The following is a 26,436-nucleotide window of genomic DNA, read 5'->3' on the forward strand; positions in this document are numbered from 1 at the left end:
CGACTCAGCCAATTTTTGCAGTTCATCGAATATACTAAAGGTTTATATTATACTATATTTATATCAATCTTTAAACTAAAACCTTAATGGGCATTGCTCAATAACTATAGATATCTTTAAAAGCCCAGTCATTGCGAGGAAAAACTGCAAGTTTTGACGAAGCAATCCAGTTAAAAATGCTAATATTTAGATTTTTATTATTTTTGCTAGATTGCTACGCTCCTTGCAGTCGCTCGCAATGACGACTCGGTATCCAGGCAGATAATGCTGAGTTAGTAATGACACTCAATCCTTACGGATTAATTCTTGCTGTACAGATTCTTGCGGTGATTTCTTTTAATTTTTCTATTCTTTCAATAAGACAAAGCAGCTGTTCTTTAGTAATTTTATAGTTTTTATCATATCTTGCATCAACATAAGCTTTTTCAAGAAGCTCAAAACACTTTTTTTGTTCTTCGGTTAATTGAAGAAATACACTCCATAATTCATTGTCATAATTTCCTGCCATGCTACCTAGTTCTTGTAAATTATGTAATTGAGGTTTGTAGTTTGAGGAAACTAATAAAATAGTACTGTAAAGACTTTCTGTAGCTTGATGAAGGTCAAAGGCTGATAAAAAGCATACTACAAATCGCTTAAATAAGTAGTTGCCCCTTTTAAAAAACCTTTACCTCTACCAATCGCTCCAAGATAAATCTTTAGCCTCGCTAAGTATAAATTCACCGCTATCATATATAAAGAATACTTTCTTTTTTTATATCGGTATAAAAATAACGTCCTTTTTCTAACTGCCTACTTATTTCCTCTATTGACTCTAGAATTATCGATATTCTTGAATCATACGGAATAATTTGCTTAGGGTTTATTATTCCTGTGTTTTCTAATCTTATATATTTATATTATCTTTTAATCTTAAAGCACTGTATCCTTTATATTTACCTTTTTTCAGAATTATCAAAATATCAGTATCGCTATGATAGCCGTAAGGTAGATCATGTACCCAATCGCCTCTAGCAAAAGAGCCGTACAAGATAATCATAGCGATTTTTCCTGTGCAATATCTAAAATCTGCTGCACTATAAAATTAAGCCTTGCTCTAATTTTAAGAGAACGTTCGGGCAAGGTGGTTTTCATTTAAATATCTATACTTTATATTTTTCTGCTTTTAGCTTTTTTATTTCTTCTATTGTAAGCTTAATATATCGTGCTATTTTCTCTATAGGCTCATTCTCTATTAGCATTTCTTTTGCAGTTTCAATTTTCTCTTTTTCTATGCCCTTCTCCATCCCGGCATTAAACTTTTCTTCAAACTTATCTATTTCTTGTTATATAGCCATTTCAGCTCTAAAATAATCATCATGCTCTTGTTCTGTCCATTTATATTGCTCTAAACTTGCATATGCCGATAACACAATTTCATTTTTAATCTCTTTTGGCGGTTCTTGTTCTTGCGAAGCATATTTTAATAAATGCAACCATTCATCGGTATCATCTTTAAGATCATTTTTTTAAACTTCCCTAGTTCAATAAATACATAAGTTAATGAAAACAAATATTATTTATGGATATTGCTTTCTTTTATATGATGATAGCTAATATACGGCAATTCATCAGGCAAAGCTTTTGCTCCTATGAGAGCAATTATTACTACCGGCAATAAATCCTTATGTTTCATACCCTTCTTAATTTGACTAACGTGGGTATAATAACCGTAAAGCTGCGTTCTATTAAGATAATCTTTCTCCATTTTACGCTGCATCTCGATTATATACCATCTACCGGTTTCATCTTTAACTTTTATATCGAACAAACTTCTTTGCCCTTCAAGAAATACAGGTAACTGTTCAGTAGTTATATAGCTTAAATCTATGATTCTATCTCCTTGCGATAACCTAAGAAGAGAGGTCAATAAATTTATTAATTTTACTTTATCGCTAAATAGTTTTTTAAATGCGACATCATTTGTACCGTCTAAATATCTTTGGATAAATAATTATATCTTTGGTAAATCTTTATTAGCAAATTAACTTCAGGCAGTAAATTACTTTTACAATTTATTATCGGTACTAGGCTTCTTGTATCACCTATCTTATAAAGAGGCACTTGAAGGAAACACGGAACACAGCACTGCAGCGTACATAAAAGTACGTGAGGATGCGAGTACCGGATTGACGTACAAATTACCTTTAGAAGGAGGTTATGCAAGAAGCCTATTAATACCTATCATTATCATCATACACTCCCCAAATTACTTTCTTGGAAATCCAACCTGTGTAATCCTTACATGTAATTTGGCAGAATTGTTCTTTACATTTTTTCAAACTACAACGAACTTTTGGCATTAATTTTGCTATAACTCGGCTTTTATGGTCTGCGGATTTGGTAAGTTCTATTTCCTTATCAGAAGTAATAACTACTGATCTTTTACCTGATAAAACGCTTGAATGTATCCAACCACCTTCGCCGTTAATGTCACGTACTTGTCGCCATTGCTTGTACTCTGCAGTTATTTCTACCGGTTCGCCTTTTTTAACAAAAACCCATTCTACGGCAGATTTAGTAGTTGGTCCGCTCCTTGCATTTACTTCATTAGATTTTATTGAAACAAATCTCGGAATAGGCAATTTTTTATTATCGGCATTAATTGTTGTTGATAATATTACAATAATTAAAGTAATAAGAATTTTAATCATTATCTTCCGCTTCAGATAAAGCATCCTCTTTTTTTGCTATTATATAATTACCAAGCCTAAATTGTACTTTTATTCTATTAATTTCCTGCTCACTAATACCTATATTTTTTAGGACTGTTCCACCTATTTGTAATCCAGTCTCATAACTTTCTGGAATAATAGTTGTGGCACCTAAATCATAAAACTCTCTAGCATTTTTTAAATTTTTTAACTTAACGACAACCGGTATATCCTGATAATTACCACTAATTGTTTTAAGCGATTTCTTGATAGTTACTTGATTATTCATAGTAAGTATTATAGCGAATGCTCTTTCCGTACCTAATGCCTTTAGAGTATCGGCTTGCGATACATCACCTTTAAAAACCGGCAAACCGTTTGATAGCTCTTCTTTTACTCTATCATCATCTAAATCAAGTATTACGTAACTTATACCTTCTGCTTCCAAAACTCTTGCTACCATTTTACCGGTATTACCGAGTCCGGCAATAATAATATGGTTTGTTAAATCTCTTGCCCCAAGCTCAATCATTTGAGTCGGAGTTTTACCAAGTCCTTTATCAACTTTCTCAGCAATCTTTTGCCCTAAAGCTGCGAGTAATGGAGTAAGTGCCATAGTAAAAGTAACTACGAGTAATAATATATCGGCAGTACTTTCTTCTAATACTCCACTATCTTTACCTAAACTGAATAATATAAAACCAAACTCTCCACCTTGCGATAATAATAAGCCTGAATAAAAAGCAACTCCTTTATTAAAACCGAATAAAATACAAAAAGCCGTTATGATTAAGGTTTTTATACCTATTAAAGCAATAGATAAAGTAAGAATATGAGATATTTTTTCATACATTTCTAGGGCATCGATATTCATACCCACGGTCATGAAAAACAATCCTAAAAATAAACTTTTGAAAGGATAAATACTTTCCTCTGCCTGCAATCTAAATTCAGTTTCTGCAACTAATACTCCGGCAACAAACGCTCCTAGAGCTAAAGATAAACCAAATGTTTCGGTAGCCCAAGCAGCAGAAAGTACTATTAACAAAGTCATCGAAATAGGTAACTCGCTTGCATTATTACTTTCTGATGAAATGAATGAAAATACAGGACGAAGAAAAACACGACCGACAATAAATATTGTAAGTAAGGCCGTTACGGCTTTTAAGAGTGCAATACCAAGAGCCGCTGCAAGCGAGGCTTTATTGTTACCGGCAAGTAACGGAACTATCACAAGCAATGGCACTACGGCCAAATCTTGTAGTAACAGAATAGCTAAAGAAACTCTTCCTATTTGCGTTGATTGACTACGATTTTCCTCAATCACCTGCATAACAAGTGCTGTAGATGAAAGGGCCAGACCACCGCCGGTAATAATAGCCGCACTACTATTGCCGTCTATAAGCACCATTGCACCAGCAATTACTATAGCGGTTGTTAAAACTTGCAAACTACCGAGACCAAATACATATCGTCTCATAGCTTTTAATCGCTCGAAGGATAACTCAAGTCCTATCGCAAATAATAGAAATACTACACCAAGTTCACCTAGTAACTTAGTTTGGTCATATGTTACGATTTTTAAACCGTGATCACCTATTGCAGCTCCGGCAATTAAGTAACCAAGTACCGGACTTAATCTAAGACGCTTAAGTATAGCCACGATAAAAACCGCAGTGCCGAGTAAAATTATAACGTTAATAAGAATATGATCGTTCATCTTTTCCAAATTTCTTCTAACTTAAAATGCTCCCGTACTTCAGGATAAAAAATATTAATTAAAATAGTACCGGCATCTATTAGTACCCATTCTGATTTACCAAGCCCCTCAATATTACTATTTATACCAGCATTATTTTTTAATTCTAAAGCTACATATTCAGCAATTGCTCCAACATTTTTAGTCGAACGACCGCTAGCAAATATAATATAATCGGCTAATTTATGTTTTCCTGTTAAATCAATTACCTCAATATCTTCTGCTTTTTTCTCACTTAAACATTCTAAGATAAATAATTTTAATTCTTCAGTTTCTTTTTGCATAATAATTAATAGAATGACATAATAATATTAATTATTATATTCATAAGAGTCGATTTTATCAATGAATGTTTAAAATTCTATAATAAAAATTCATATAAAGCTTTACTTTAAGCAAAAAAACTTTAATTAATACTTAAATTAATATTGATAAAATAATGGCAATATCTGTAGAAGAGTTAGAAAAAATACTTAAAGAATCATTTCCGAACAGTACAATGAAAATTACTGATTTAGTAGGAGATCAAGACCATTATGCCTTAGAAATATCAGATGTTCAATTTAATGGACTTTCTTTAATTAATCAACATAAATTAGTAAAAAACGCCCTGTCTGAAATATTAAATAAAAAACTACATGCAATTACCATAAAAACTATCGCAGTTCCCGAAAAATAATTACAAATATTAATATGATAATCCTTGTATAAATTCAACTTATTATTTAATTTTATGCAAACAGCTGATTATATAGTAATGCTATTCGGTGTGTAATTAAGAATAAGGATTTTAAAATCCTTATTCTTAATTGATGCGGGTTTTTAGAAGTTTACTTTAAATCTTAGCGTACCGAACTGGGCATGGTATTTTTGAGCTAAGTTCAGACTGTAATGCACTCCGTACTCCATTCTACCCTTCTTAATTACTGCACCTGCCCCTAAATCATATAGCATTTTAGTAGGTTTGCCAGTACCGGTAGAGGCTCATTAAGACCGTTAAGATCTACAACGATTGCCGGTGTTTTACCTTTGAAATCGTAATTAATAAAGGCATGAATTTGCTGTCTAATTATGCATTCATCCTTATAGTAGGTTGTCTTAATTTCACCGCCGAGTATACCTTCAACCTTGTTATATTGACGTTTCTGAATAGTTAGGTTTTGGAAAGAAGTACCGTATTCCTGATAACCGAAATCTTTAATCTTAGTAAGCCTGATTCCTGCCATCGGTGCAAATGAAGTTTCTTTCCATAGATAATTATAACCCCCAACTACTTGACCGCTATAAAAAGTTGAATTATATTTACCGTGTGCTGTTTCATAACCGCCTATAATATTACGTAGTTCATTAGTTTTAGTATCACTTCGTGCATAGATGGTTACGCATTCTATAAATAGGTTATTTATAAAGCTATATAAACCGTATATAGAGCCCATATTAGTTCCGACCTTAGTAGTATTGCCGGCTTTAGCATTTTACGTAACTTCGTACCGACTCTAATAAGCAGCACCCAGAACTATATTATCGTTTATAACGGTATCAATCCCGATTGAGCCACCGGTAGATTTAGCTTTATAAAGTCCGTTAAAGGCTTTTTGTACTGCCTTACCGTAATATAGGCTAGCCCATACCCCGTAAATGGAATTATTAGCTTTACTTTCATCAAGTTCACAATCACCACCTCCGACAACTACACCTCTCTTACGTGATGTAGCATCTTCTGCTGTAGGATTCGTAGCATTGTTATTTTCATCTTCAAGAGCCTTAATTCTCTCCCTTACTTTTTGATTAGCGGTACTAGTATTATCTTGTGCAGCATTAAAGCCGTCATTCGCTTTAGCACGACTTATTCCGCTACCTGAGCTTCCACCGCTACTTGTACCTGCAGAATTATCTCAGCTACTACCTATAGCAGACATATCGCTACCGGAACTACTTCCCATGCCGTTACTATTATTAGCGGGAGAAACACCTGTTGCTTTAGGATTACAACTATTACCGTATGGACTACTTCCGCTGTTGGTTACACCGCCTTTAGTTGTACCTCCCAAACTAGAACTGTTCCCTTGTGCTGAAGAGTTACCGCTATTAGCAGGAGCAATACCGGTTGCAGCAGGACTATTATAACTTGAGCCACCGGCACCACTCTAACCACTAGCAGCCGTTGATGGACTGTATACATCCGAACCGAAAACTGAACTATTGTAGCTTGAGCCACCTGTTAACGGACTGTTATAACCCGTAGTACCTCCAAAGCTACCGCCTCCTCCAGTTGATAACTGGTTAGCGCCTAAGTTTGAAGTTGGAGTCGTTACGACCGAAGCATTCGGACCGTAAGGATTGCCTCCGACATTAGCAGGACCGTTAGGACCAAAACCACCGGTACCAACTGATGGGCTACCGCCTCCTGTACCAATATTATCTCCTGTAGTTCCTCCTGTACCAGGTCCGTTAGGACCAAATTCGCCTGTGCCTGTAACCGGAGTAGTCGGAGTATTATATCCCGCCGGATTGCTAGGTGTTACGTCGTAGCTGCCCGGAGTGGTAGGCGGAACATATAACTACACTACCGCTAGTTGGTGGCGGCTGTAGAGGGTTAAAACCTCCAACACTCGAACCGACGGAAGGACCCCATTGGGGTAATAAGCGGAGTAGTTATTCTATGTATTTCATTTGAAGGTCTTTGTAATTATAGGTAATAGATGTTCAACGACTTCTCATCTTTGCCCTACAATGGTATTTACTATAACATTACCAACAGTAGTATTTATTAAAATTTTGATGATATTATCTATTGTTACATCTCCTGTTGGTTCTATCGTTAAAAGTACAAAGGAATTACCTGTAATTTGCCATCTGACAAAACCACCTTCATTAGCGGTTACATAACGGTAAGCTTACAGAATTACCAACTATGATATTACCTCCTGCCGTGGTGATGATAGGATAAGCACTACCTTGCCCAATAGCAAACGGATTATTTTGTGCAGTTAAAAATACTTTAATTGAAGAAACATTTGATAAATCAAAGATACTACCGCTTGCGAGTACTATATTACCGCTATTAGCGTTGCCTGTTTGCCCTGCATTTATAGTATCATAGAAGACATTTATAATAAGCTCACCGGTAGGAGTAGCAGAGCCTGTATAAGTAACTTTATTATTACCAAGATCGAAAGTTATATTACTTCCTGAGATATTGCCCCCGACATTTACGCTAATATTATCACAGGTAAACATCATTGTTGCTTGATCGGCAACTTATAGTATTTGCTCCTAAATCTGATGCAATAATAAAAGCGGTTTTCTTCGGTGCAAAAGTAATAGTATTAGTGCCTGTTACCGCTTTTTGTAACTATACATCATCATCGCATTTATGACTACCACCATTAATCTGTGCTTGTACAAGTGCAGCATTAGTGTATTCCGCTGAAGAGTTGCTGCTGCTCCCTTTGAAGTTCTCTGAAACGATTTTTGTTTTGTAATGAAATTTTGTTGTTGCTCTTGGCACTTTAACACCGCCGACCGTGACTGACGGAATGTCTAAACTTCTACTGTTATAACCGGTAAATACCGCTGATTTACCAGCATCAATAGTAATATCTTTAGCATAGGTATCCCCTTTTACCGTGCCTTTATTACTACTGCACTAGTTTAAGGTTTAAATTCTCACCGCCTAAATCATCGGTCAAACCATTATTAGCGTTAAATATTGCCGTACCTTGATTATTAGTCTTGGTTGTTATACTCGAGTAAAAATCTTCGCTATCGATTGTGATTTTACTGTCTACACCCTTGAACTGAACAGTTTTAAGGTGATTTGAGTCTGTGAACCTACCGAACCACTACCGCTAGCTCCAGTTGTTAAATAATTTGATATTGCAAGAGTATGGATTTTATTACCTGTGGTCGTAATTGATTCATTTATTATACTTGTATTATTAAGGCTTAAAGTTGCAGACTGAGCAGTAGTAAATGAAATCGAGCCTGTTTTCACGGTACCTTGAATTGTAACATCACCCCCGTCTATTTGAACTATATCGACCATTCCTTTAGTACCTATACTACCGGAATAAGTAATAGCAGTAAATTCATCAAAAATCACCATGCTCTATCCTCAGGATTTAAAAACAAAAGGAGAAAAGCTTGATCCTTCAGAAATATCTAAACTATTCGTTGTTTCCTTAAATTTTATGTCGCCAACATTTATTAATATTATATATCCTGCATTAATACCTCCTGTACAATTTAATATATCACCGCTAATAGTTATATCACCCACTTTTGAAGTACTGCTACCTATAGCTCCACTAACGCTGCTTGGACCGGTAAACATTAAATCCACAACTTTACCACCTGTGATGTTAATACCACTGGTTAAATTAGTTGCTTGAGTAAACACTTATTACCCGTGCCGGTTCCTTGGATTTCAGCAATTGACATATTACCGCCGGCATTAATCGTAACGGTGCTGTTGTCAACACCCGCTTTTAACATTGCAAGGTTCGTAATTGTATTCGTTGAGTTTCCATTACCGTCAACTGTACCTATAGTACCGTTAGTACCTCCGGTACTTGTTATATTACCGGTAATAGCTAATGTTATATTATTTGCTATATCACTAGCAAATATTGCTACGGTACCGACATTATTTTGGAAATTCATATTACCGTCAATCTTTACAGCCCCAAACTCGCTATTAATAGGACCGGAAGGAGTGGAGAAAAAAATTTGATCCAAACTTTGATCCTATAGCAACTTTTGCAACGGATACGTCGATATTTGGGGTATTAAGAGCAGTTATTACCAGTGTTCCGTGCCCTGTAAGTTGTACTTTACTCACCGGATTTGCTTTTGTTCCGATAGCATACTTATTAGCCATACCATCTATTGTTAACTTGGTATTAGCATTTCTTGCATTTATCTCAACTACACCGGTATTTGGAACAACTGGCTCTATATTACCTGTTAACTCTATAGTACTGTTTTTGCCGCTAGCTACGGTAGTCATTAACTTTAAAACAGATGCGGGATTCACGAATGTAACACCTGGTGCATCTAATGGAAAATCACCGTTTAATGCATCAAGGGCATAAACGGCTGGTCCAGCATTAACCTCACCGATATTAATTTTGATAATCTTAGCCGAGGTAAGTGATGCATCGGCAAAAACCCCGCCAACAGCAATATTAAGCACTGCAGTATTAATCATATCAAGTCCATTTGTACCTAACGTAGCATTAGTACCCACAACGCCGACATTACCACTAACATTTATAACAGCAAAGGTTTGCCTTTGTGCCAAGAGTTTCATTACCCAAATTACCCTGCAAAGTTAACACATTGTTATTAGGTATAGTACTAGAAGTACTACTTAAATTGACGCTACCGCCTCCACCAGCAAACCCATCGACACTATTCATAAAGGTAACTTGTTGATTTTTACTAGTAGTTAAACCAAATACGGATTTAGTATTATTCAAATTAATATCACTTCCTAGCGTTAAAGCCTTGTTAGATACATCTATCGTAAATGCCGCGACTGCATTTCCCTGACCGATATTAATTGTGTTTACCATACCTATACTTGAATCAGTAGCCATTAAAGTAGTACCGGTAGTATAAACGTTTAATGTTCCTGTGTTCCCATTTTTGATTTGGCTGTTAAGTAAATAACCTGCAGGATTTGCTCCCGAAAACTCTAAAACACCGCCATTGGTAAAATCCACGTTACCGCTTTTTGTAAGCGAGTCTTGTAAATTCGCCACAGCATTGTTACCAAGTGTTAAAGAAGTAGCGGATACACTTTTTTGCAAGATAAACGTTTTATTACCTGCTGCATTAACAGTAATTGCTCCAATATTATTTATGACTCCGGTAACGTTACCGCCTCCTAAAAATACTAAATTACTGTTAGTTGCTGCACTACCTGTCACTGCTACTAAAGTACCGGTATCATTAACGTTAACCGTACCTGCAGACCCTTTAAAATCAGTCTGTCCTGTAATAACTGTTGTGTTAATAGTTCCGGCCCCGCAAAAAGTTGCATTACCGGTAATATTGCCTGTATATGTTCCTGTTCCAACAGTAACATTACCCGTAGTATTTGTTGTAAGTTGGCCTGCTCCGACCGCAGCATTACGCGTACCTACTCCTAAAACATTAACAATGCCGTTAACACCTCCGCTACTTGTTACTGCCGCTAAATTACCGCCCGCAGCAAGGTTTATTGTACCGGCATTATTGCCTTGAACATTTAATATATTAACCGGATTTATAGCTCCTACATTACCGATAACCGTACTATTCGACAAAATTTAATATATTCACACCTCCTACTAATTTATTATCTATATTACCACCGGTAGTCCCACCAACATTCTTACCATCAACGATTGTTACTTGTGCGGCCGTACCGTTAAAATCTATATCAGAAATTACATCTTGCTAAAATCGTACTAACGAGTGCTGCGTAAATTGTACTAATCCTCCCGCGCCAGTATCCAATCCACACCATACGGCGTGTCTACTCCTATATTAATAGGCTGATACTGGTTCCCTATCTGAATAGTTTAGGCAAAGATGGTTCCTGTAATTGTAGCTGGAGTGTGATTTAGAGGAGCTCCTATCCCAATCGGTTAAAAATTTGTTAAGCCTTATTGTCCCTCCTGTTCCATTACCACTACCTGCATTAAGTGCAATTTCTCGGCTACCGGAAGCCACTTGTACTCTTAATTGACCATCTACATCATTTGCTGGAACTAGGTTGAAGCTAGCCACAAATTCTGCAGCATTTGGCGATTCATTACTTACGTCATAAGTAGCATTTTGGCCGCCGAACTTGATACTATGTCTATAGGTTGTATATCCATAACTTCATTAACGTAAAGACCTGCGGCTGGTGAAGTATCAGTAGCAAAATTAAGTAACTTATTATTTGCAATATTAAAAGTTTTTGCCTTAATCCAACTTGGATGTTTAAATTGAAAGTCAGTGTCAATCTGTAATGTAAGATCTGCCTGGCCTTGAACAGAAGTTACTATACTACCTGAACCTGAGATAAAGGCGATGCTATTATCACCAGTAGGAGGAAAAAGTAGATGTAGCCTGAAAAATCAAAGTACTAGCTAAATCGTTAAAATTAAAGCTGTTAAAATAGTAAGTATTCCCTGGTGCTGGTCCTGGAGCAACAGGAGGAACCACTGCAAGTACTTGTGCATTTGTAACTGGCGTACCTGTTAAAGTGATATTTATAGCGTTAGGGACATCTACAACACGCCCGACATTTTCTTTAGTAAGATCAACAGGTATAACCGGTCCAAAATATGTTATTTGGCACAGTCATTGTTGCATTATTAAAGGTATCTAAATATATAGAAGGAATTGCTGGCACATCTACAGTAAAATTATTTACTTCGCCAAGGGTTACAAATGAACCTGGTACATATGCTCCTCCGCCAAAAGCACTACCATCAGCTACTGCGCCACCCCCTACTGTTACGATTCGGTTAGCAGTACCAAGGGCACTAACTAGTGCTAGCAAGCATCAATGCCGCAATTGATGTAAACATGCCTTTTTTTTATTATGATTTTGTTATATAAATAATATATTACTTTTAATTGCAAAACATTAATTAATACTAAAAATATCTATAAAAATACTTATAAATAAGGTATTTTCTATATAGAAAAGTAACTTATGATTACTTTTTCTTGTTTAAAATAAATTAAACTTTATGTACTTTTTATAGAAATTCGGTAAATCGTATATAAAAATTAAGAAATACAAGGGTAAAACCTATCTATTTTAGCTTCTTAGTGAAAACCGCAAAACTTTATTAATTTTTGTACCTCTTATGTCATTCCTGCGAAAGCAGGAATCCAGTAATCTTTAATGTCATCCCGCAACTTGATTGCAGGATCTCAGGACACAGTCTGTTATACAAGATCGGGGTCAAGTCACAGTATAACAGCAAAAAAGACTGGATTCCCGCTTCCCCACGGGTATGAACCATAAGGGCCATACAACAAAGCCGCAGGACTAATACAATGACGCTTAGAACCTAACAAAACCACTTTTTCTAGGTAAAATCTATAAATTTTTACATAAACAAATTGATTTGCTACGAATAATAGAGTATATAGTATAGATATAATTAATTATCGGGGCGTAGCGCAGCCTGGTAGCGCATCTGGTTTGGGACCAGAGGGTCGGGAGTTCGAATCTCTCCGCCCCGACCATAAAAACATAAATTATAATGTCAAAAGACGACCTCATTCAGTTTACAGGTACAGTACTTGAACTTTTACCTAATGCTACTTTCAGAGTAAAGCTTGAGAATGATCATGTAATTATTGCTCATACTTCCGGTAGGATGCGTAAAAATCGTATCAGAATATTACTAGGAGATAAAGTTATGGTAGAAATGACTCCTTATGATTTAACTAAGGGGCGTGTGATTCATCGTCACTAGTCTTTATAAGTATGAAGCAGAACAGAAAAAACCTACCGATTATATTAGCATCAAGCTCTCCTGCAAGAATTGAGTTACTAAACAGAATCAAAATTATCCCTTCACAAATTATTCCGGCAGATATAGACGAAACACCTAATTTGCGTGAATTACCCGCTCCCTTAGCCATAAGACTTGCTTACGAAAAAGCTATAAAAATTGCATCTCAAATAGAGGAATCAGCTATAATTATAGCTGCCGATACCGTAGCAGCAGTAGGTAGAAGAATATTGCCGAAAGCTACTACTTATGAAGAAGTCAAGAATTGTATTAAGATGTTATCCGGACGTCGTCACCGTGTCTATACCGGTTTATGTATTATCAAAAAAGAGAATGATCAGCTTACAGTTAGACAAAAAATAGTTCAGACTATTGTTAAGTTCAAAAAATTAAGTGATGAAGAGATTAATTTTTATTGTTCTTTGGATGAGGGAATAGATAAAGCCGGCGGATGTAAAATTTCCGGTTATGCAGAAGCTTTTATCTCATTTATTTCCGGCTCATATTCAAATGTTATGGGATTACCTTTATTTGAAACAGTAAATGCTCTAACTTCTTTAGGTTTTAGATGTTCAAGTATCATGCCTGCAAAAATGAATTATTGTCATTCTGCGACTTGATCGCGGAATCTAGTTAAAAATACTAAAATTATTAATATAATAATTTGTTTTTCTAGACCCCGTTGTCAAGCCACGGGGCGGCATTAAATGTTTTTGGATTCCTGCGATCCACGCACATAAATTACCTAGCTACTTAATTCCCAGGCTCATCCAAATGACTTCTCTCATAATTTTCATGACGCTCTTGAGCTTCAATACATAATGCAGCAATAGGTCGTGCTTCTAATCTTTTTATACCTATTGGGTTGCCTGTTTCTTCACAGTAACCATATTCCCCATTTTTAATACGTGATAATGCTTCTTCTATTTTACTCATTAATTTACAATATCTATTTCTACTACGAAGCTCAAAAGCTCTTTCTGTTTCATGAGTAGCACAATCGTTAAGATCGGATTCTTTTAAATTTGCTTCCTTTAAATGATTTAAAGTCTCTTGAGATTCCTTTAATAAATCCTCTTTCCATATTAAAAGTTTTTGTCTAAAATATTCTAGGTGATTAGGACACATATATTCTTCATCTTGAGAAGGTTTATATCCCATAGGTAATTTAGGTGTTTCTAGCATATTCATATCTCAATATTAACTGTAATATATTATGTTTATAAGGTTTTTAAAAGTGTTTCTAGCATATTCATATCTCAATATTAACTATAATATATTATGTTTATAAGGTTTTTAAAATAATATATAACTTAAAATTAATGCAAGAAGATTATGAATATTAATATATTTTATTTTTTAATTGGATATGCGGTAGTATATACAGCTTCTAAATGCTTTATACTTGTTTTAGTATAGTTTTGTGTAGTAGATAGACTTTTATGACCTAATAGTGCTTGAAGAGACCGTAAATCTGCACCATGCTCAAGCAAATGTGAAGCAAAACTATGTCTAAATGAATGAGCAGTTAAATGCTGCGGTAAACCATAAAAATGCTTTAATTTAATTAATTCACGATTAAATACCGGTGGTTGCAATTTCTTACCCTGCTTTCCTCTAAATATGGGTTCATTATCACCTAACTTATACGGCAATATTTCTAAATATTGGGTAATTAAATTTTTAGCAATCGGTAACCACGGAATTATTCTTTCTTTACTACCTTTACCTATTATTCTTATAAATTCTAGATTTTGTAGATGAAGTTTCGTAATTGATAATGCTTCCGATATACGTAGACCTGAAGCATATATAAGGACAAGTAGGGCTTTATTTCTAAGTTCTACCCACTTAATATTCCCGTATTCTTCAATATGTTCAAGTGATATTACTACATCATCTTCCGATAAAGCTTTTGGTAACAATTTAGTCTTTTTAGGAGATTTTATAGAAAAAATTATATGACTATTTAATTGTGTTGTTTTCTCTAAAAACCTATAAAAATTTTTTACTGCAGATAAACCACGTGAAATTGAAGAAGCGGCAAAATTATCACAGTTACGTTTTGCAAGCCAACTTCGGATTAATCTGATATCTGCGGTTTTAATATGATTTATCGTTACAAGCTCTGAATTATAATAATTCATAAACTCAAGAAAATGCTTAAGGTCATTATTATAAGAAATTACTGTATGATTAGAGTAATTTCTTTGCAAAACGAGGTATTTTTGCCACTTATTTATTAACGCTTGAATTGATGTATCTAACATTTATAAAAACTTAACTATTTTTAATATTATTCTTAATGCTAACAATTATTAACTCATAATTTTATAAATGTGAGCATGAATTGAGAATTTATACATATACGTAACCTATAAAACACAAAAAATTTTTTAGGATAATGAATAATGTGAAATAATACACAATTTTAGATTTAATGAAATCCTATATGAATCCAGAATTTTATATGAGTTCTATATAAAAAATATCCCTAGTGTAGATCTTGCATCTATCACAAATACAATGCAAAGAGCTATGAATATTCTTTTAATAACTAACTAAATTGCTACAGAAAGCATGCTATCTTTGCTTAAGAAAAATTCCGAAATTATACAAAATAATGTTAATACTATTTTGAATACTACTAAAGAAGCAGCAACTTCTAAAGATTTCAAACAAGCTAGTGAATGTCATCAAAAATGTTTAAAATCTATTTATATCTTTTAGCTACTGGATTCCTGCTTTCGCAAGAATGACATAGTGGGAATCTCCTCTCAGTTGCTCGCCTTTCTGTTTAACCAATTTTGTAAATAAGATTCTGCTAGCTCCTGATCTTCTATAATAATTACATTTTCAGCATTACGTTTATCGGCAGCAGCCGTGAAATTAAATGAACCAGTTATTACTTTCTTTTTATCAATAATTATAACTTTATTATGAGCGATTCCCGGTACTTTATCTATATATACATCAATTTTTGCTCGTTGTAATTCATATAATTTAGAAAATTTTTGCTTTAAATTACTACGATCAAGCAATATTCTAACCTTTACTCCTCGCGCTTGTGCATTAATAAGTGCAGTAGTAATTAACGCATCGCTCATACCGTATGCCTGCATATAAATAGATTCTTCAGCTTTATCTATCTGATTGGCTATAAACTTAGTACAACCGGCAGGCGGAGTAAAACATGTACTAACTTTACTTCTTGAAAGCTCTGAAATATTGTAATGCTTTATTTGCAGAGCAGATAAAGCTAATGATTTTTTACTTATTAGATTAGTAAAATAATCCGGATTCTGTCCATAAATACCTAAAGCAATTCCCAAAATAAAGGCAATAGATATTTCTATAAATTTATTATTTTTTCTCTTCATGACTTATTTATATTTTAGGCATTGCATAGATCGGCTTTTCCGTCATTGCGAGGAAAATTACAAAGTAATTGACGAAGCAAAATCTCATGAGATTGCCATGCAGCCTATGGCTCTCACAATGACGATTTAGTATCCCCACAAACAACACCTACTTCCTTACGTAACTTCCTGGAGCTTCTTCAATAACCTCTAGATTCTGATAATCTAAAGAATCTACTAGCTTATTATTATTTTTTATAAGCCAATTAAGCCAATAATTCCACCATGAGCCTTTATATTCTGTAGCTTTCATAAGCCACTCATGACTACTTAAACTTAAGTCGTCATTAAACCGATAATTATATTTAGCACTAGCGGGAGGGTTAACTACAACTGCTACATGCCCTGAATCCGTGAGACAAAAAATCTTATGTCCGTTTAATAATACGAAAAAAGAGTTACAATTAACTTTTCCAAGATCTATTTTTGTTCAGAGTACCTCTAAATTATTGGACTCTTTTAGCAAGTTATTGCAATATGTATTTTGTAAATATTCCTCATACACTTTTGCCAGCAAATTAGTAGAATCCGCATTCCAATATAGCAAATCAAAAGGCATCGGTTTTTTACCGAGTAAGTAATTATTGACAAAAAACGTCTAAATTAAATCATTAGCCCTACGTGAGGATCAAAAAATATGAAACAACAACGCCAATTTTTCAAATTAAACGAGTATACCTTATATCTTTAAACGATTCCACATACTATTAACCTTGTCGATAACTTCCTGACTCATTTCTATTTTTTTACCCCATTTTCTATTTGTCTCAGGGTATATTTTATCGGTTGCATCTATTCCCATTTTACTACCAAGGCCTGACTCAGGAGATGCAAAATCCAAATAATCTATCGGGGAATTATCTATAAAGCTCGTATCACGCCTTGGGTCGCTTCTTGTTGCTATTGCCCAAATTACTTCTTGCCAATTACGAACATCAATATCGTCATCTACAACTATAATAAACTTACTATACATAAAGTGCCGTAAGTAAGACCAAATCCCAAGCATTATTCTTTTAGCATGACCGGGATAGGATTTTTTAATCGATACTACTGCAACTCTATATGAACAACCTTCAGGTGGAAGCCAAAAATCGACTATTTCCGGAAATTGTTGCTGTAATATAGGAATAAAAATTTCATTTAATGCTTCACCTAAGATTGATGGCTCATCAGGCGGTTCTCCTGTATAGGTACTTAAATATACTGGATTTTTCTTCATCGTTATTGCGGTAACCGTAAATACAGGAAATTCCTCAACATCATTATAATATCCGGTGTGATCCCCAAAAGGACCTTCAGGCAAATACTCCTCTAAACTTACATAGCCTTCCAGAACTATTTCACTATGTGCAGGTACTTTGAGGTCAATAGTTTTGCATTGTACCAACTCTACTTTTTTATTACCGAGTAAACCAGCAAAATTATACTCCGAGATATTCTCAGGTATCGGCATAACTGCTGCCAAAGTTACCGCTGGATTGGCCCCGATAACGATAGCAGTAGGAAAAGGTTCTTTTTTTGCTTCTTTCCAACGTTTATGATGCTCTGCTCCCCCCCGTAACTTTAACCAACGCATCAATAGCTTATTTTCTGAAATAACCTGCATTCTATATATGCCAAGGTTGTAATTATCGATTTTATCTTTTGTTGGACCTTTAGTAAATACTATACCCCAAGTAATTAAAGGCGAAATATCATCCGGCCAACATCTTTGGATCGGCAATATATTAATATTCGGTTTGTCAATGACGATTTCATGACAAGCTGCTTTTGATACGGTTTTAGGAGACATAGCAAATATACGCTTAGCAAGCGGTAACATTGACAATGTTTCTTTAAAAGATGCGGGTGGTTGCGGCTGTTTAAGGAATGCTAGTAAAACGCCAAGTTCTCTTAATTCTTTGGGTGACTTAAGTTTAAGCCCCATACAAATACGATTTATACTAGCATAAAGATTAGTTAGAACAGGTATGTCGGACTTAATGCCGTCGACTTTTATAACATTTTCAAAAAGTAATGCAGGTCCGCCTTGTGCTAATACTCTTCTACTAATTTCAGTAATTTCTAAGTCAGTTTTAACCTCAAGAGCAATACGCTTTAACTCACCGTTTTTTTCTAAAAATTTTAAAAACTCCGGTAAATCTTTAAAGCTCATAGTTTTTTTTGTTTATAATGTGTGGCTTATTTTATCGTCATTGCGAGCAGCCATAGGCTGCGTGGCAATCTCATTAAATATCCTGCTTCGTCAATTACTTCGTAATTTCATCGCAATGACGATACGGTATGACCTGATGGATTTCGCTACTTACTAAAATTAGCTTTTACCTGCATATCATTCTGAATAATTGTGTAGTTAATTAGCTCATCAATTACAGAATTTTTAATATTATATATTATATTTTTTTCTGAATTGACATGAATATTTTTAGCTGTTAATTCATCGATACTGCTAGATTTAATATGTGCAAAATATACTTCATCACCTACTTGAAATACAGGCGTATTACTTCCTATTGTAGTATTAAAAATTGATAATAATATTTCAGGAGTTAGTGTTAGATCATTTTCCATTTCGGATCTAATATAGCTTTTTTTGCTTATTTTTATTCCGGTAGCTTTAAGCTCTTTTATGTTCTCTTGATCTGAATTATATTCCTTTGCTAAATCCTTGATAATTTTTAAGTTTACATCTGCAATATTCCGCTTTATCCAAGCTTTATTTACCTGCTCTTTAATAGCATCAAATTCAGGTATTTTTGCCGGCTGAATAGATTTTAATTCTACCAATATAAGATAGCTTTTATCCTCTGTTTCTATAGGATAAGATAATTCACCTTCCGAAAGCTCAAAAATATTATCGGCACTTTCAGCAATTATTTTATCTTCAATAAGCTCTGCATAACTTATATAGTTAACGTTTTGTATCGGTAGCTTATATTTTTCGGCAATTTCAACTAAGCTAGAACCGGCTGCCGTCTCATCTTCCAGCTTTTTAGCAAACTCCATATTAAGTATGTCGATTTTTTGAGCCTTTAATAAATCATGTAATTGTTTTTGTACCGCTTCAAAACTTTGATCACCGAATTCATCTTTATTTTCATTATAAAATTCTAACAACTCATCTTGAGTAACTGAGACTTTTAAATCCTTAATATTAGCTTTAATATAAGAAAAGCTGCGTTTCTCAGGTACCTCAAACGCGGTTTTATTATCTTGGTAAAAATCCTTCAATTGCTGACCGGTAGGAGTAGGGATTTGTAAATCTTTCGGTTTATTTTGTAAATCTATTTGTATTAATTCTACTTCTCTTTTTTCAGCCATATAATCTACTATATTGTCAGTCATAGCTTTAGGAACATAGAAACTTTCTATAAAAGTACCAACAAAAATATTTTTTAGAGCTTTTTCTTTGAAGTTTAATAAATATTTTTCTTCATCCATATAAGAATTTCTAAAATAAGTTTTAAAAATTTTTATATTGAAAACACCTTGCTCATTTTTAAAAACCGGTGATTCTTTAACTAAAATTTTAACTGTATCATCACTTAGATCTAAGTCATAATAACTCACTAAATAATCTAAGACATTATCGTAAACAAGCCTTTTTAGGATTCGGTTATCAATATTTAACTGTGCTATTTCTTCATCCGTTAAACTTGTTCCCGTTTGCTTACTTATAGCATTAATTTCTAAAGATTTTGCTCTCAAAAAATCTTCCTGGGAGATATTTTTCACATGAGAAAAAGTAACAATATCGCCGCTTCTTCTTCCATTTAATACATCTTTAATACCAAAGCCGACAAAAGCAAAAGCTATCATTGCGAATAAAACCCGCATTATAAAACTATCGGCAGTTTTTCTAATATTATTTAACATAATTTTTTATTTAAGTTTTTATCTTCATTGCAAGGAAATTACGAAGTAAGTGACGAAGCAATCTCAGGATATTTGACGAGATTGCCACGTTGCTTCGCTCCTCGCAATGACGCTTCTCAAAACTACATTATAAAGCAAAAAAGCCTATATAGTCAAACTATATAGGCTTTTTTTATGATTATAGAACGGTTAATTAAAAATTAACACGAACTTTTACACTACCTTGCTGAGCGAAATACTTACTTCCGATATTGGTATCGTAGTTAATCCTGTATTCCATCATTTTATGCTTAGCAGTAACACCGACACCGACATCAAAACTTGTTTTGCTTTGCTTAAAGCTGTTGGTTGGAAGAGGAGCAGTCATACCTTGTAACCTTGCATCAATCGCCGAAACTTTATTCTTGAATGCATAATCGACCATTGCGTAAAGCTCAGGTGTTAGCACTATTTCATTGACATTGATATTACTTGATACTTTAGCACCGAGTAAACCGTCGAAAGTATTATAGTTCTTGCCTTTAACGGTAAGATTTTGGTAAGTAGTACCGGTTTCCTTATAGCCCTTATCTTTGATAGTCGAATATCTAAGCCCAGCTAGCGGTGTTAAGTTAATGTTCTCAGGCATCATATAGGTATAACCAGCCATTAACTGACCTGTATAGCTTTCGGATTTATACTTACCGTTTGCAGTTTGATAACCGACAGTCTCTAGTGTCGTTGCAATAACACGTCTTGATTTGCTTCTTATCTTATTATCTGAGTAAGATGCTATAGCTTCAACGAAGAGATTTTCATAAGGTACATTATATAAACCGTATAAAGAATAGATGTTGCTCTCTACCTTATTCTTATCGCCCGTTTTATTATTTTTTAGCTTAATGTCAGTATCGGCTCTTGTATATGCAAGTCCGAGTGCTAGATCATCGCTAACGAAGCCGTCAAAACCTATAGTGCCACCAGTTGTATCAGACTTATAACCACTTATACTGTTACACATCTTCTGCGTTGCATTACCGACAAACGGGCTTATCCACGCACCAAACTTAGCATCCATATCTTCATCACCAGAAGAAACAGGACCTTTATTCCCTGATTGTACTTTATCCATTCTAGCATTTAGAGCAGTTATATTACTTGATATATTACTCGCTACAACTTGATTATTAACGGCAGCTATAGTGTCGCTAGGTTTTACAACATCTTGAATGAGATGAGTTGTAGCATCTGCTTCCTGTAGCGGTGTCATTAGACCAAAGTTATTGAAAGCTTGACGTGCATCTGAACCATTGGGAGCATCCTCCATTAACTCAAGCGATTTCTTTATATTTGCAGCATTTGGGATATTTGCAAGCGGTCCACCCGGTGCAAAATCTCCATCTATAACATCTGCAGCTATATCTTCTGCAAATAACGTTAAAGTCGATGCATCAAAAGTAAAGTCAACAAAACGGTTGTCATTATTAATAGTTATTTTAACATTCTCTTTAGAAGTAGGCTTTAAACCACCTGCTGTTTCTGCAGATATTACCGTATATTTTGTATCTGGGCTTATATTATTCATGTCGAAATTAGTAGCAGTAACAACAAGTGCTAAAGTTGAAACCCCTGATAAATCAAGAGTACTACCTGATTTAATTAAGATATTACCACCTGACTTAGCTGCTCCGTCAAAAGTAGTATTTAAGGTTAGCGTATCGGTAAAGCTACCGGTGCCAGTATATGTTACTTGATTTGCACCTAAAGTAAGTGTAGTACCGCCACCTGTTATATTACTATTAAAGGCTAGGCTATTGCTGAAATTAATAGTAGCACTGTTAGCTACAAAGCTGGTAGCCGTTACATTTTTAGCAAAACTAGTGATAGAACCTTTGGCTAAAGTAACCGCACCTGTATTAGTGAATGTATTGGCAAAACTTGTAGTACCGCCAAGTGTCGCCGTACCTTTTGCGTTAACACTGCTTGCAAAACTTGTAGCACCTGCCGTTGTGATATCACCAACCGAATTAGCCGCAGTCCCTACAACACCGCTAACACTACCGCCATTCATGAAGTTTAGCTTCAGAGCCTGACCACCGGTTTTATTTATGCTGCCTGTTAAGTTAAAGTGTGCAGGTAATGTTAAAGTATTTGTGCCTGTACCTTGGATTTCGCCGATTTTAACTTTACCGCCTTTGGCAATAGTTACATTTCCTGCACCTACTTTTAACATAGCAATCCCGTTTACTCTATTAAGATTACTTGCACCTAAAACTATTAACGTACCGTTATTAGTACCGCCGGTATTTTGGACTGCTCCCGCAACATTTACATTGTTATTTAATGTTACCATACCGTTTTTTGCATTAAAATCTAAGAAACCGCCAATATTACCGGTTTGAGTTAATTGAACAGCATCATTAAATAAAACTACATTTGCCGTAGTAGCTCCAAGTTCTAATTGACCTGTAATATCAAGTACTATATTTGTTGTATTAAAAGTGGTACCTGCCGTGCTACAATCTCCCGCTCCTTTGAACAATATAGTTTGTAACTTATGAGCTCCACCAAACGTCTTGCCTCCGGCTATCGTTAATTTTTTTCCTGCAGTTACAGAATTTAATATTACTATACCCTCATCGTCATTATCAGGGTCTATATTCGCACCTAGTGTTATCGTACGGTCGTTTCCTGAACTATTTTGTAATACTAATTGAGCATCCGCATGTGCAAATTGAATATTTCCTGCCGGTATATTTAAATTACCATTATTTGCATCAATCGTATAAGTAGCATCGTTTATTTGTATAGCACCAGCATTAAATGCTGTACTACTAGTAAAATCTGCATTATTGTTAATAAGCACGTTCTGTATACCTTCTAAATTTACATCGTCAGTTATTGTAACAGCATTATAAATAAGTAAAGTGTTAAATTTATTACCGCCTCCATCACCGATATTTCTAGCGGTACCTGCTACATTACTCCCAATATTCAGGCCATTAACCCCACCATTAAAGACTACCGTACCTTCATCAGCACCGGGAGCTACTAAATCAGCTGCTAATAATATATTATTTACTCCGACTCCGGTTAAGTTAGAAAGTACTAAAACAGAATCTCGAGCTCTAAAATTAATATTTTGAGCATTTAATATAGTAACATCACCAACACTTGCATCAATTGTAAAAAGATTACCAGCTCCAATATTGATTTCTGCAACTGTTCCTATAGTTAAATGAGATGCCGTAAGTAACTTTGTATTAACATTTAATATAGCATTATTGCCGTTTGCTATAGCTCCTTTAAAATAATAAGGGATTGCTTTACCACCACCATCAAGAGGTCCGTTAAACTCTAAAGTACTCCTGGCTCCAAAATCTATATTATTCGCAGCTAGGCTTCCTCCAGCTTGTAATGTTATTCCTGCTCCTACATTCACTGTTGCTAATGCATTTGTATTACCTATATCCCCAGTTACTGTACTATTACCGGTAAACGTTACTATACCATTATTTGCATTACCGGTATTATCTATCGCTCCGGTCACCACTACAGGATTCGTAAATGTCACTGCTGACGCATTATCCGTTAAGTTTATTGTATTTGCTTTTACCACTCCACCTTGTACTTGTAGCAAACCTGCTCCTACATTCACTGTTGCTAATGCATTTGTATTACCTACATTCCCAGTTACTGTACTATTACCGGTAAACGTTACTATACCATTATTTGCATTACCGGTATTATCTATCGCTCCGGTCACCACTACAGGATTCGTAAATGTCACTGCTGACGCATTATCCGTTAAGTTTATTGTATTTGCTTTTACCACTCCACCTTGTACTTGTAGCAAACCTGCTCCTACATTCACTGTTGCTAATGCATTTGTATTACCTACATTCCCAGTTACTGTACTATTACCGGTAAACGTTACTATACCATTATTTGCATTACCGGTATTATCTATCGCTCCGGTCACCACTACAGGATTCGTAAATGTCACTGCTGACGCAGCATTCGTTAATTTAGTCGTAGTAGCTTTAATAACCGCTCCCCCTAACGTGGCTGTACCTGCTCCTACACTTATCGTGGCTAATGAATTTGTATTACCTATATCCCCAGTTACTTGACTTAATGCACCATTTAAATTTAAGACACCTACATTATCACCGCCTGTGGTGTTATCAATCGCACCTGTTAATACTGCATTTGCATTTGTAAGGGTTAATACCGACGCAGCATTCGTTAATTTAGTCGTAGTAGCTTTAATAACTGCTCCCCCTAACGTGGCTGTACCTGCTCCTACATTCACTGTTGCTAATGCATTTGTATTACCTATATCCCCAGTTACTGTACTATTACCGGTAAACGTTACTATACCATTATTTGCATTACCGGTATTATCTATCGCTCCAGTCACCACTACAGGATTCGTAAATTTCACTGCTGACGCAGCATCTGTCAACTTAGTCGTAGTAGCTTTAATAACCGCTCCCCCTAACGTGGCTGTACCTGCTCCTACACTTATCGTGGCTAATGAATTTGTATTACCTATATTCCCAGTTACTTGACTTAATGCACCATTTAAATTTAAGACACCTACATTATCACCGCCTGTGGTGTTATCAATCGCACCTGTTAATACTGCATTTGCATTTGTAAGGGTTAATACCGACGCAGCATTCGTTAATTTAGTCGTAGTAGCTTTAATAACCGCTCCCCCTAGCGTGGCTGTACCTGCTCCTACATTCACTGTTGCTAATGCATTTGTATTACCTATATCCCCAGTTACTGTACTATTACCGGTAAACGTTACTATACCATTATTTGCATTACCGGTATTATCTATCGCTCCGGTCACCACTACAGGATTCGTAAATGTCACTGCTGACGCATTATCCGTTAAGTTTATTGTATTTGCTTTTACCACTCCACCTTGTACTTGTAGCAAACCTGCTCCTACATTCACTGTTGCTAATGCATTTGTATTACCTACATTCCCAGTTACTGTACTATTACCGGTAAACGTTACTATACCATTATTTGCATTACCGGTATTATCTATCGCTCCAGTCACCACTACAGGATTCGTAAATTTCACTGCTGACGCAGCATCTGTCAACTTAGTCGTAGTAGCTTTAATAACCGCTCCCCCTAACGTGGCTGTACCTGCTCCTACACTTATCGTGGCTAATGAATTTGTATTACCTATATTCCCAGTTACTTGACTTAATGCACCATTTAAATTTAAGACACCTACATTATCACCGCCTGTGGTGTTATCAATCGCACCTGTTAATACTGCATTTGCATTTGTAAGGGTTAATACCGACGCAGCATTCGTTAATTTAGTCGTAGTAGCTTTAATAACCGCTCCCCCTAACGTGGCTGTACCTGCTCCTACATTCACTGTTGCTAATGCATTTGTATTACCTATTGTTCCGTTAATGGCAGCATCTGTCTTGACAGTTATTATACCTCCTCCATCTATATTTCCTGCAAGTGTTATCTTTGACGGAGCTGCAGATTGTATAATTAGTGCAGCATTCGCTCCCCCTAAAGCTATATTTCCTAAACCTGTATAATTATCGGCAGGCGCATCAAAACCATGATTTGCAGCAACAGCATTATTACCATTTAAAGTTAAGCTTTTGCCGGCATTAAGAGTAACAGGCAACAAGTTACCTTTCGTTATAATCGAACCAACGACAGTATTTTGAGTAATATTTAGACCTACGGGAGTAGTACCCGCAACATTTATAGCCTTAATAATACGATCGGCTGCATCTGCAGTGACAGTATAATCACCACCGTAAGTAAATGCCCAATTGTTTTGAGGACCGCCAGCAGGAGTACCATTAGCTACCCCTGCAGCCGTTATCTCATTCCAATTATTATTGCCAACATTATTACTAAATGCTGCATTATTATTAGTAGCAATAACACCTGTAGCAACACCGAGTGCCCCGCTACTACTCAGCATTATCGCTGCGGTTGAGGTGGTGAATAAAGCGGCTTTAAGACCTTGTTGTATTGCTTTTTTAAATAATTTTGGAGAAATATTCGCCATATGTAAAACCTTAATCAAAATTAAATCACTTAAAAAGTGTTATAACGCAACTTTTTTAATATGTCTATTATAATTAATAACATAGATGATATTTTTATGTATAGATTATATGTCATTCCGT

28 protein-coding genes, 1 tRNA gene and 1 pseudogene are annotated in these 26,436 nt (G+C 35.2%); 6 read left to right on the plus strand and 24 right to left on the minus strand.

Features of this window, described 5'->3' with window-relative positions; all coding sequences use genetic code 11:
* Positions 1-292: 292 nt before the first annotated feature.
* The 8 genes from BTU51_RS08390 to rsfS all read right to left on the minus strand — a co-directional run bounded on the left by BTU51_RS08390 (position 293) and on the right by rsfS (position 4,736).
* Entirely contained in the window at positions 293-568 is a 276-nt protein-coding gene (locus tag BTU51_RS08390) for a HEPN domain-containing protein (RefSeq protein ID WP_081498235.1), read from the minus strand.
* Positions 569-886: 318 nt separating this feature from the next.
* Positions 887-1,039 (minus strand): nucleotidyltransferase family protein, encoded by a 153-nt coding sequence (locus BTU51_RS08720; protein ID WP_162839893.1) that lies wholly within the window; start codon positions 1,037-1,039, stop codon positions 887-889.
* Positions 1,040-1,142: 103 nt separating this feature from the next.
* The gene (locus BTU51_RS09545) at positions 1,143-1,286 is read right to left on the minus strand and encodes a hypothetical protein (protein WP_012151357.1); all 144 of its coding nucleotides are present in this window, start codon (positions 1,284-1,286) and stop codon (positions 1,143-1,145) included.
* A gap of 39 nt (positions 1,287-1,325) precedes the next feature.
* A complete protein-coding gene (locus BTU51_RS09550) occupies positions 1,326-1,475 on the minus strand; it encodes a hypothetical protein (RefSeq protein ID WP_012151358.1) in 150 nt (49 codons plus the stop codon).
* A gap of 80 nt (positions 1,476-1,555) precedes the next feature.
* Positions 1,556-1,909, minus strand: a complete 354-nt coding sequence (locus BTU51_RS09555; RefSeq protein WP_012151359.1) for a PD-(D/E)XK nuclease family transposase — start codon at positions 1,907-1,909, stop codon at positions 1,556-1,558.
* Between the two features lie 304 nt (positions 1,910-2,213).
* On the minus strand, positions 2,214-2,693 hold the full coding sequence (locus BTU51_RS07005; RefSeq protein ID WP_004997294.1) for an SH3 domain-containing protein: 480 nt from the start codon (positions 2,691-2,693) through the stop codon (positions 2,214-2,216).
* Positions 2,686-4,413 (minus strand): monovalent cation:proton antiporter-2 (CPA2) family protein, encoded by a 1,728-nt coding sequence (locus tag BTU51_RS07010; RefSeq protein WP_012736865.1) that lies wholly within the window; start codon positions 4,411-4,413, stop codon positions 2,686-2,688. The genes BTU51_RS07005 and BTU51_RS07010 overlap by 8 nt, the downstream gene beginning before the upstream one ends.
* The gene (rsfS, locus tag BTU51_RS07015) at positions 4,410-4,736 is read right to left on the minus strand and encodes a ribosome silencing factor (protein ID WP_012151362.1); all 327 of its coding nucleotides are present in this window, start codon (positions 4,734-4,736) and stop codon (positions 4,410-4,412) included. Before rsfS ends, BTU51_RS07010 begins: the two co-directional genes overlap by 4 nt.
* A gap of 155 nt (positions 4,737-4,891) precedes the next feature.
* Between rsfS and BTU51_RS07020 the strand changes: the two genes are divergently transcribed.
* Positions 4,892-5,131 (plus strand): BolA/IbaG family iron-sulfur metabolism protein, encoded by a 240-nt coding sequence (locus tag BTU51_RS07020; protein WP_012151363.1) that lies wholly within the window; start codon positions 4,892-4,894, stop codon positions 5,129-5,131.
* Positions 5,132-5,390: 259 nt separating this feature from the next.
* Here the strand turns inward: BTU51_RS07020 and BTU51_RS07025 are convergent, their stop codons facing one another.
* Both BTU51_RS07025 and BTU51_RS08925 read right to left on the minus strand, forming a co-directional pair.
* Entirely contained in the window at positions 5,391-5,888 is a 498-nt protein-coding gene (locus BTU51_RS07025) for an autotransporter outer membrane beta-barrel domain-containing protein (protein WP_014362503.1), read from the minus strand.
* Positions 5,889-6,347: 459 nt separating this feature from the next.
* Positions 6,348-6,503: a hypothetical protein gene (locus BTU51_RS08925; protein ID WP_193385855.1), complete on the minus strand. Its 156-nt coding sequence runs from the start codon at positions 6,501-6,503 to the stop codon at positions 6,348-6,350.
* Between the two features lie 289 nt (positions 6,504-6,792).
* On the opposite strand from BTU51_RS08925, the gene BTU51_RS07035 reads away from it, so the two are divergent.
* Positions 6,793-6,984 (plus strand): hypothetical protein, encoded by a 192-nt coding sequence (locus BTU51_RS07035; protein ID WP_012151365.1) that lies wholly within the window; start codon positions 6,793-6,795, stop codon positions 6,982-6,984.
* Positions 6,985-7,326: 342 nt separating this feature from the next.
* Here BTU51_RS07035 and BTU51_RS07040 read toward each other — a convergent pair whose 3' ends face one another.
* The 7 genes from BTU51_RS07040 to BTU51_RS07085 all read right to left on the minus strand — a co-directional run bounded on the left by BTU51_RS07040 (position 7,327) and on the right by BTU51_RS07085 (position 11,995).
* Entirely contained in the window at positions 7,327-7,695 is a 369-nt protein-coding gene (locus BTU51_RS07040) for a hypothetical protein (protein ID WP_014362428.1), read from the minus strand.
* Positions 7,696-8,239: 544 nt separating this feature from the next.
* Entirely contained in the window at positions 8,240-8,560 is a 321-nt protein-coding gene (locus tag BTU51_RS08930) for a hypothetical protein (RefSeq protein WP_012151367.1), read from the minus strand.
* A gap of 9 nt (positions 8,561-8,569) precedes the next feature.
* Complete coding sequence (locus BTU51_RS07050; protein ID WP_012151368.1) at positions 8,570-8,854, minus strand: hypothetical protein; 285 nt, start codon at positions 8,852-8,854, stop codon at positions 8,570-8,572.
* Positions 8,830-9,192 (minus strand): hypothetical protein, encoded by a 363-nt coding sequence (locus tag BTU51_RS07055; protein ID WP_041472367.1) that lies wholly within the window; start codon positions 9,190-9,192, stop codon positions 8,830-8,832. Before BTU51_RS07055 ends, BTU51_RS07050 begins: the two co-directional genes overlap by 25 nt.
* On the minus strand, positions 9,152-9,766 hold the full coding sequence (locus tag BTU51_RS07060; protein WP_230453746.1) for a hypothetical protein: 615 nt from the start codon (positions 9,764-9,766) through the stop codon (positions 9,152-9,154). Before BTU51_RS07060 ends, BTU51_RS07055 begins: the two co-directional genes overlap by 41 nt.
* Positions 9,720-10,766: a hypothetical protein gene (locus BTU51_RS09565; protein ID WP_230453747.1), complete on the minus strand. Its 1,047-nt coding sequence runs from the start codon at positions 10,764-10,766 to the stop codon at positions 9,720-9,722. Before BTU51_RS09565 ends, BTU51_RS07060 begins: the two co-directional genes overlap by 47 nt.
* Before the next feature lie 986 nt (positions 10,767-11,752).
* Positions 11,753-11,995, minus strand: a complete 243-nt coding sequence (locus BTU51_RS07085; RefSeq protein WP_012151370.1) for a hypothetical protein — start codon at positions 11,993-11,995, stop codon at positions 11,753-11,755.
* A 621-nt stretch (positions 11,996-12,616) separates the two neighbouring features.
* Between BTU51_RS07085 and BTU51_RS07090 the strand changes: the two genes are divergently transcribed.
* From BTU51_RS07090 to BTU51_RS07100, 3 genes are all read left to right on the plus strand, one after another.
* Positions 12,617-12,693: transfer RNA gene (locus tag BTU51_RS07090), tRNA-Pro, on the plus strand.
* A gap of 17 nt (positions 12,694-12,710) precedes the next feature.
* Entirely contained in the window at positions 12,711-12,926 is a 216-nt protein-coding gene (infA, locus tag BTU51_RS07095; protein ID WP_010977828.1) for a translation initiation factor IF-1, read from the plus strand.
* An 11-nt stretch (positions 12,927-12,937) separates the two neighbouring features.
* Entirely contained in the window at positions 12,938-13,585 is a 648-nt protein-coding gene (locus BTU51_RS07100; protein WP_012151371.1) for a Maf family protein, read from the plus strand.
* 133 nt (positions 13,586-13,718) lie between these two features.
* Here BTU51_RS07100 and dksA read toward each other — a convergent pair whose 3' ends face one another.
* Both dksA and BTU51_RS07110 read right to left on the minus strand, forming a co-directional pair.
* Entirely contained in the window at positions 13,719-14,150 is a 432-nt protein-coding gene (dksA, locus tag BTU51_RS07105; protein WP_012151372.1) for an RNA polymerase-binding protein DksA, read from the minus strand.
* 167 nt (positions 14,151-14,317) lie between these two features.
* Positions 14,318-15,235 carry a tyrosine recombinase XerC gene (locus tag BTU51_RS07110; protein WP_012151373.1) on the minus strand — a complete coding sequence of 306 codons (918 nt, stop codon included), beginning with the start codon at positions 15,233-15,235 and terminating at the stop codon, positions 14,318-14,320.
* A 170-nt stretch (positions 15,236-15,405) separates the two neighbouring features.
* Here BTU51_RS07110 and BTU51_RS10080 point away from each other — a divergent pair.
* A pseudogene (locus BTU51_RS10080) lies at positions 15,406-15,695 on the plus strand (phasin family protein).
* 47 nt (positions 15,696-15,742) lie between these two features.
* Here BTU51_RS10080 and pld read toward each other — a convergent pair.
* The 5 genes from pld to BTU51_RS07140 all read right to left on the minus strand — a co-directional run bounded on the left by pld (position 15,743) and on the right by BTU51_RS07140 (position 26,315).
* Positions 15,743-16,345: a phospholipase D gene (gene pld, locus BTU51_RS07120; RefSeq protein WP_012151375.1), complete on the minus strand. Its 603-nt coding sequence runs from the start codon at positions 16,343-16,345 to the stop codon at positions 15,743-15,745.
* A gap of 148 nt (positions 16,346-16,493) precedes the next feature.
* The gene (locus BTU51_RS08725) at positions 16,494-16,637 is read right to left on the minus strand and encodes a hypothetical protein (RefSeq protein ID WP_012151376.1); all 144 of its coding nucleotides are present in this window, start codon (positions 16,635-16,637) and stop codon (positions 16,494-16,496) included.
* 426 nt (positions 16,638-17,063) lie between these two features.
* Positions 17,064-18,542, minus strand: coding sequence for a UbiD family decarboxylase (locus BTU51_RS07130; protein ID WP_012151377.1), 1,479 nt, complete (start codon positions 18,540-18,542; stop codon positions 17,064-17,066).
* A 146-nt stretch (positions 18,543-18,688) separates the two neighbouring features.
* Positions 18,689-20,263 carry a SurA N-terminal domain-containing protein gene (locus BTU51_RS07135; protein WP_012151378.1) on the minus strand — a complete coding sequence of 525 codons (1,575 nt, stop codon included), beginning with the start codon at positions 20,261-20,263 and terminating at the stop codon, positions 18,689-18,691.
* A 193-nt stretch (positions 20,264-20,456) separates the two neighbouring features.
* Positions 20,457-26,315 (minus strand): autotransporter outer membrane beta-barrel domain-containing protein, encoded by a 5,859-nt coding sequence (locus BTU51_RS07140; protein ID WP_075825599.1) that lies wholly within the window; start codon positions 26,313-26,315, stop codon positions 20,457-20,459.
* Positions 26,316-26,436: the final 121 nt, after the last annotated feature.

Origin of the sequence: Rickettsia rickettsii, assembly GCF_001951015.1 — a bacterium.
In the GTDB taxonomy this organism is placed as follows: Bacteria; Pseudomonadota; Alphaproteobacteria; order Rickettsiales; family Rickettsiaceae; genus Rickettsia; species Rickettsia rickettsii.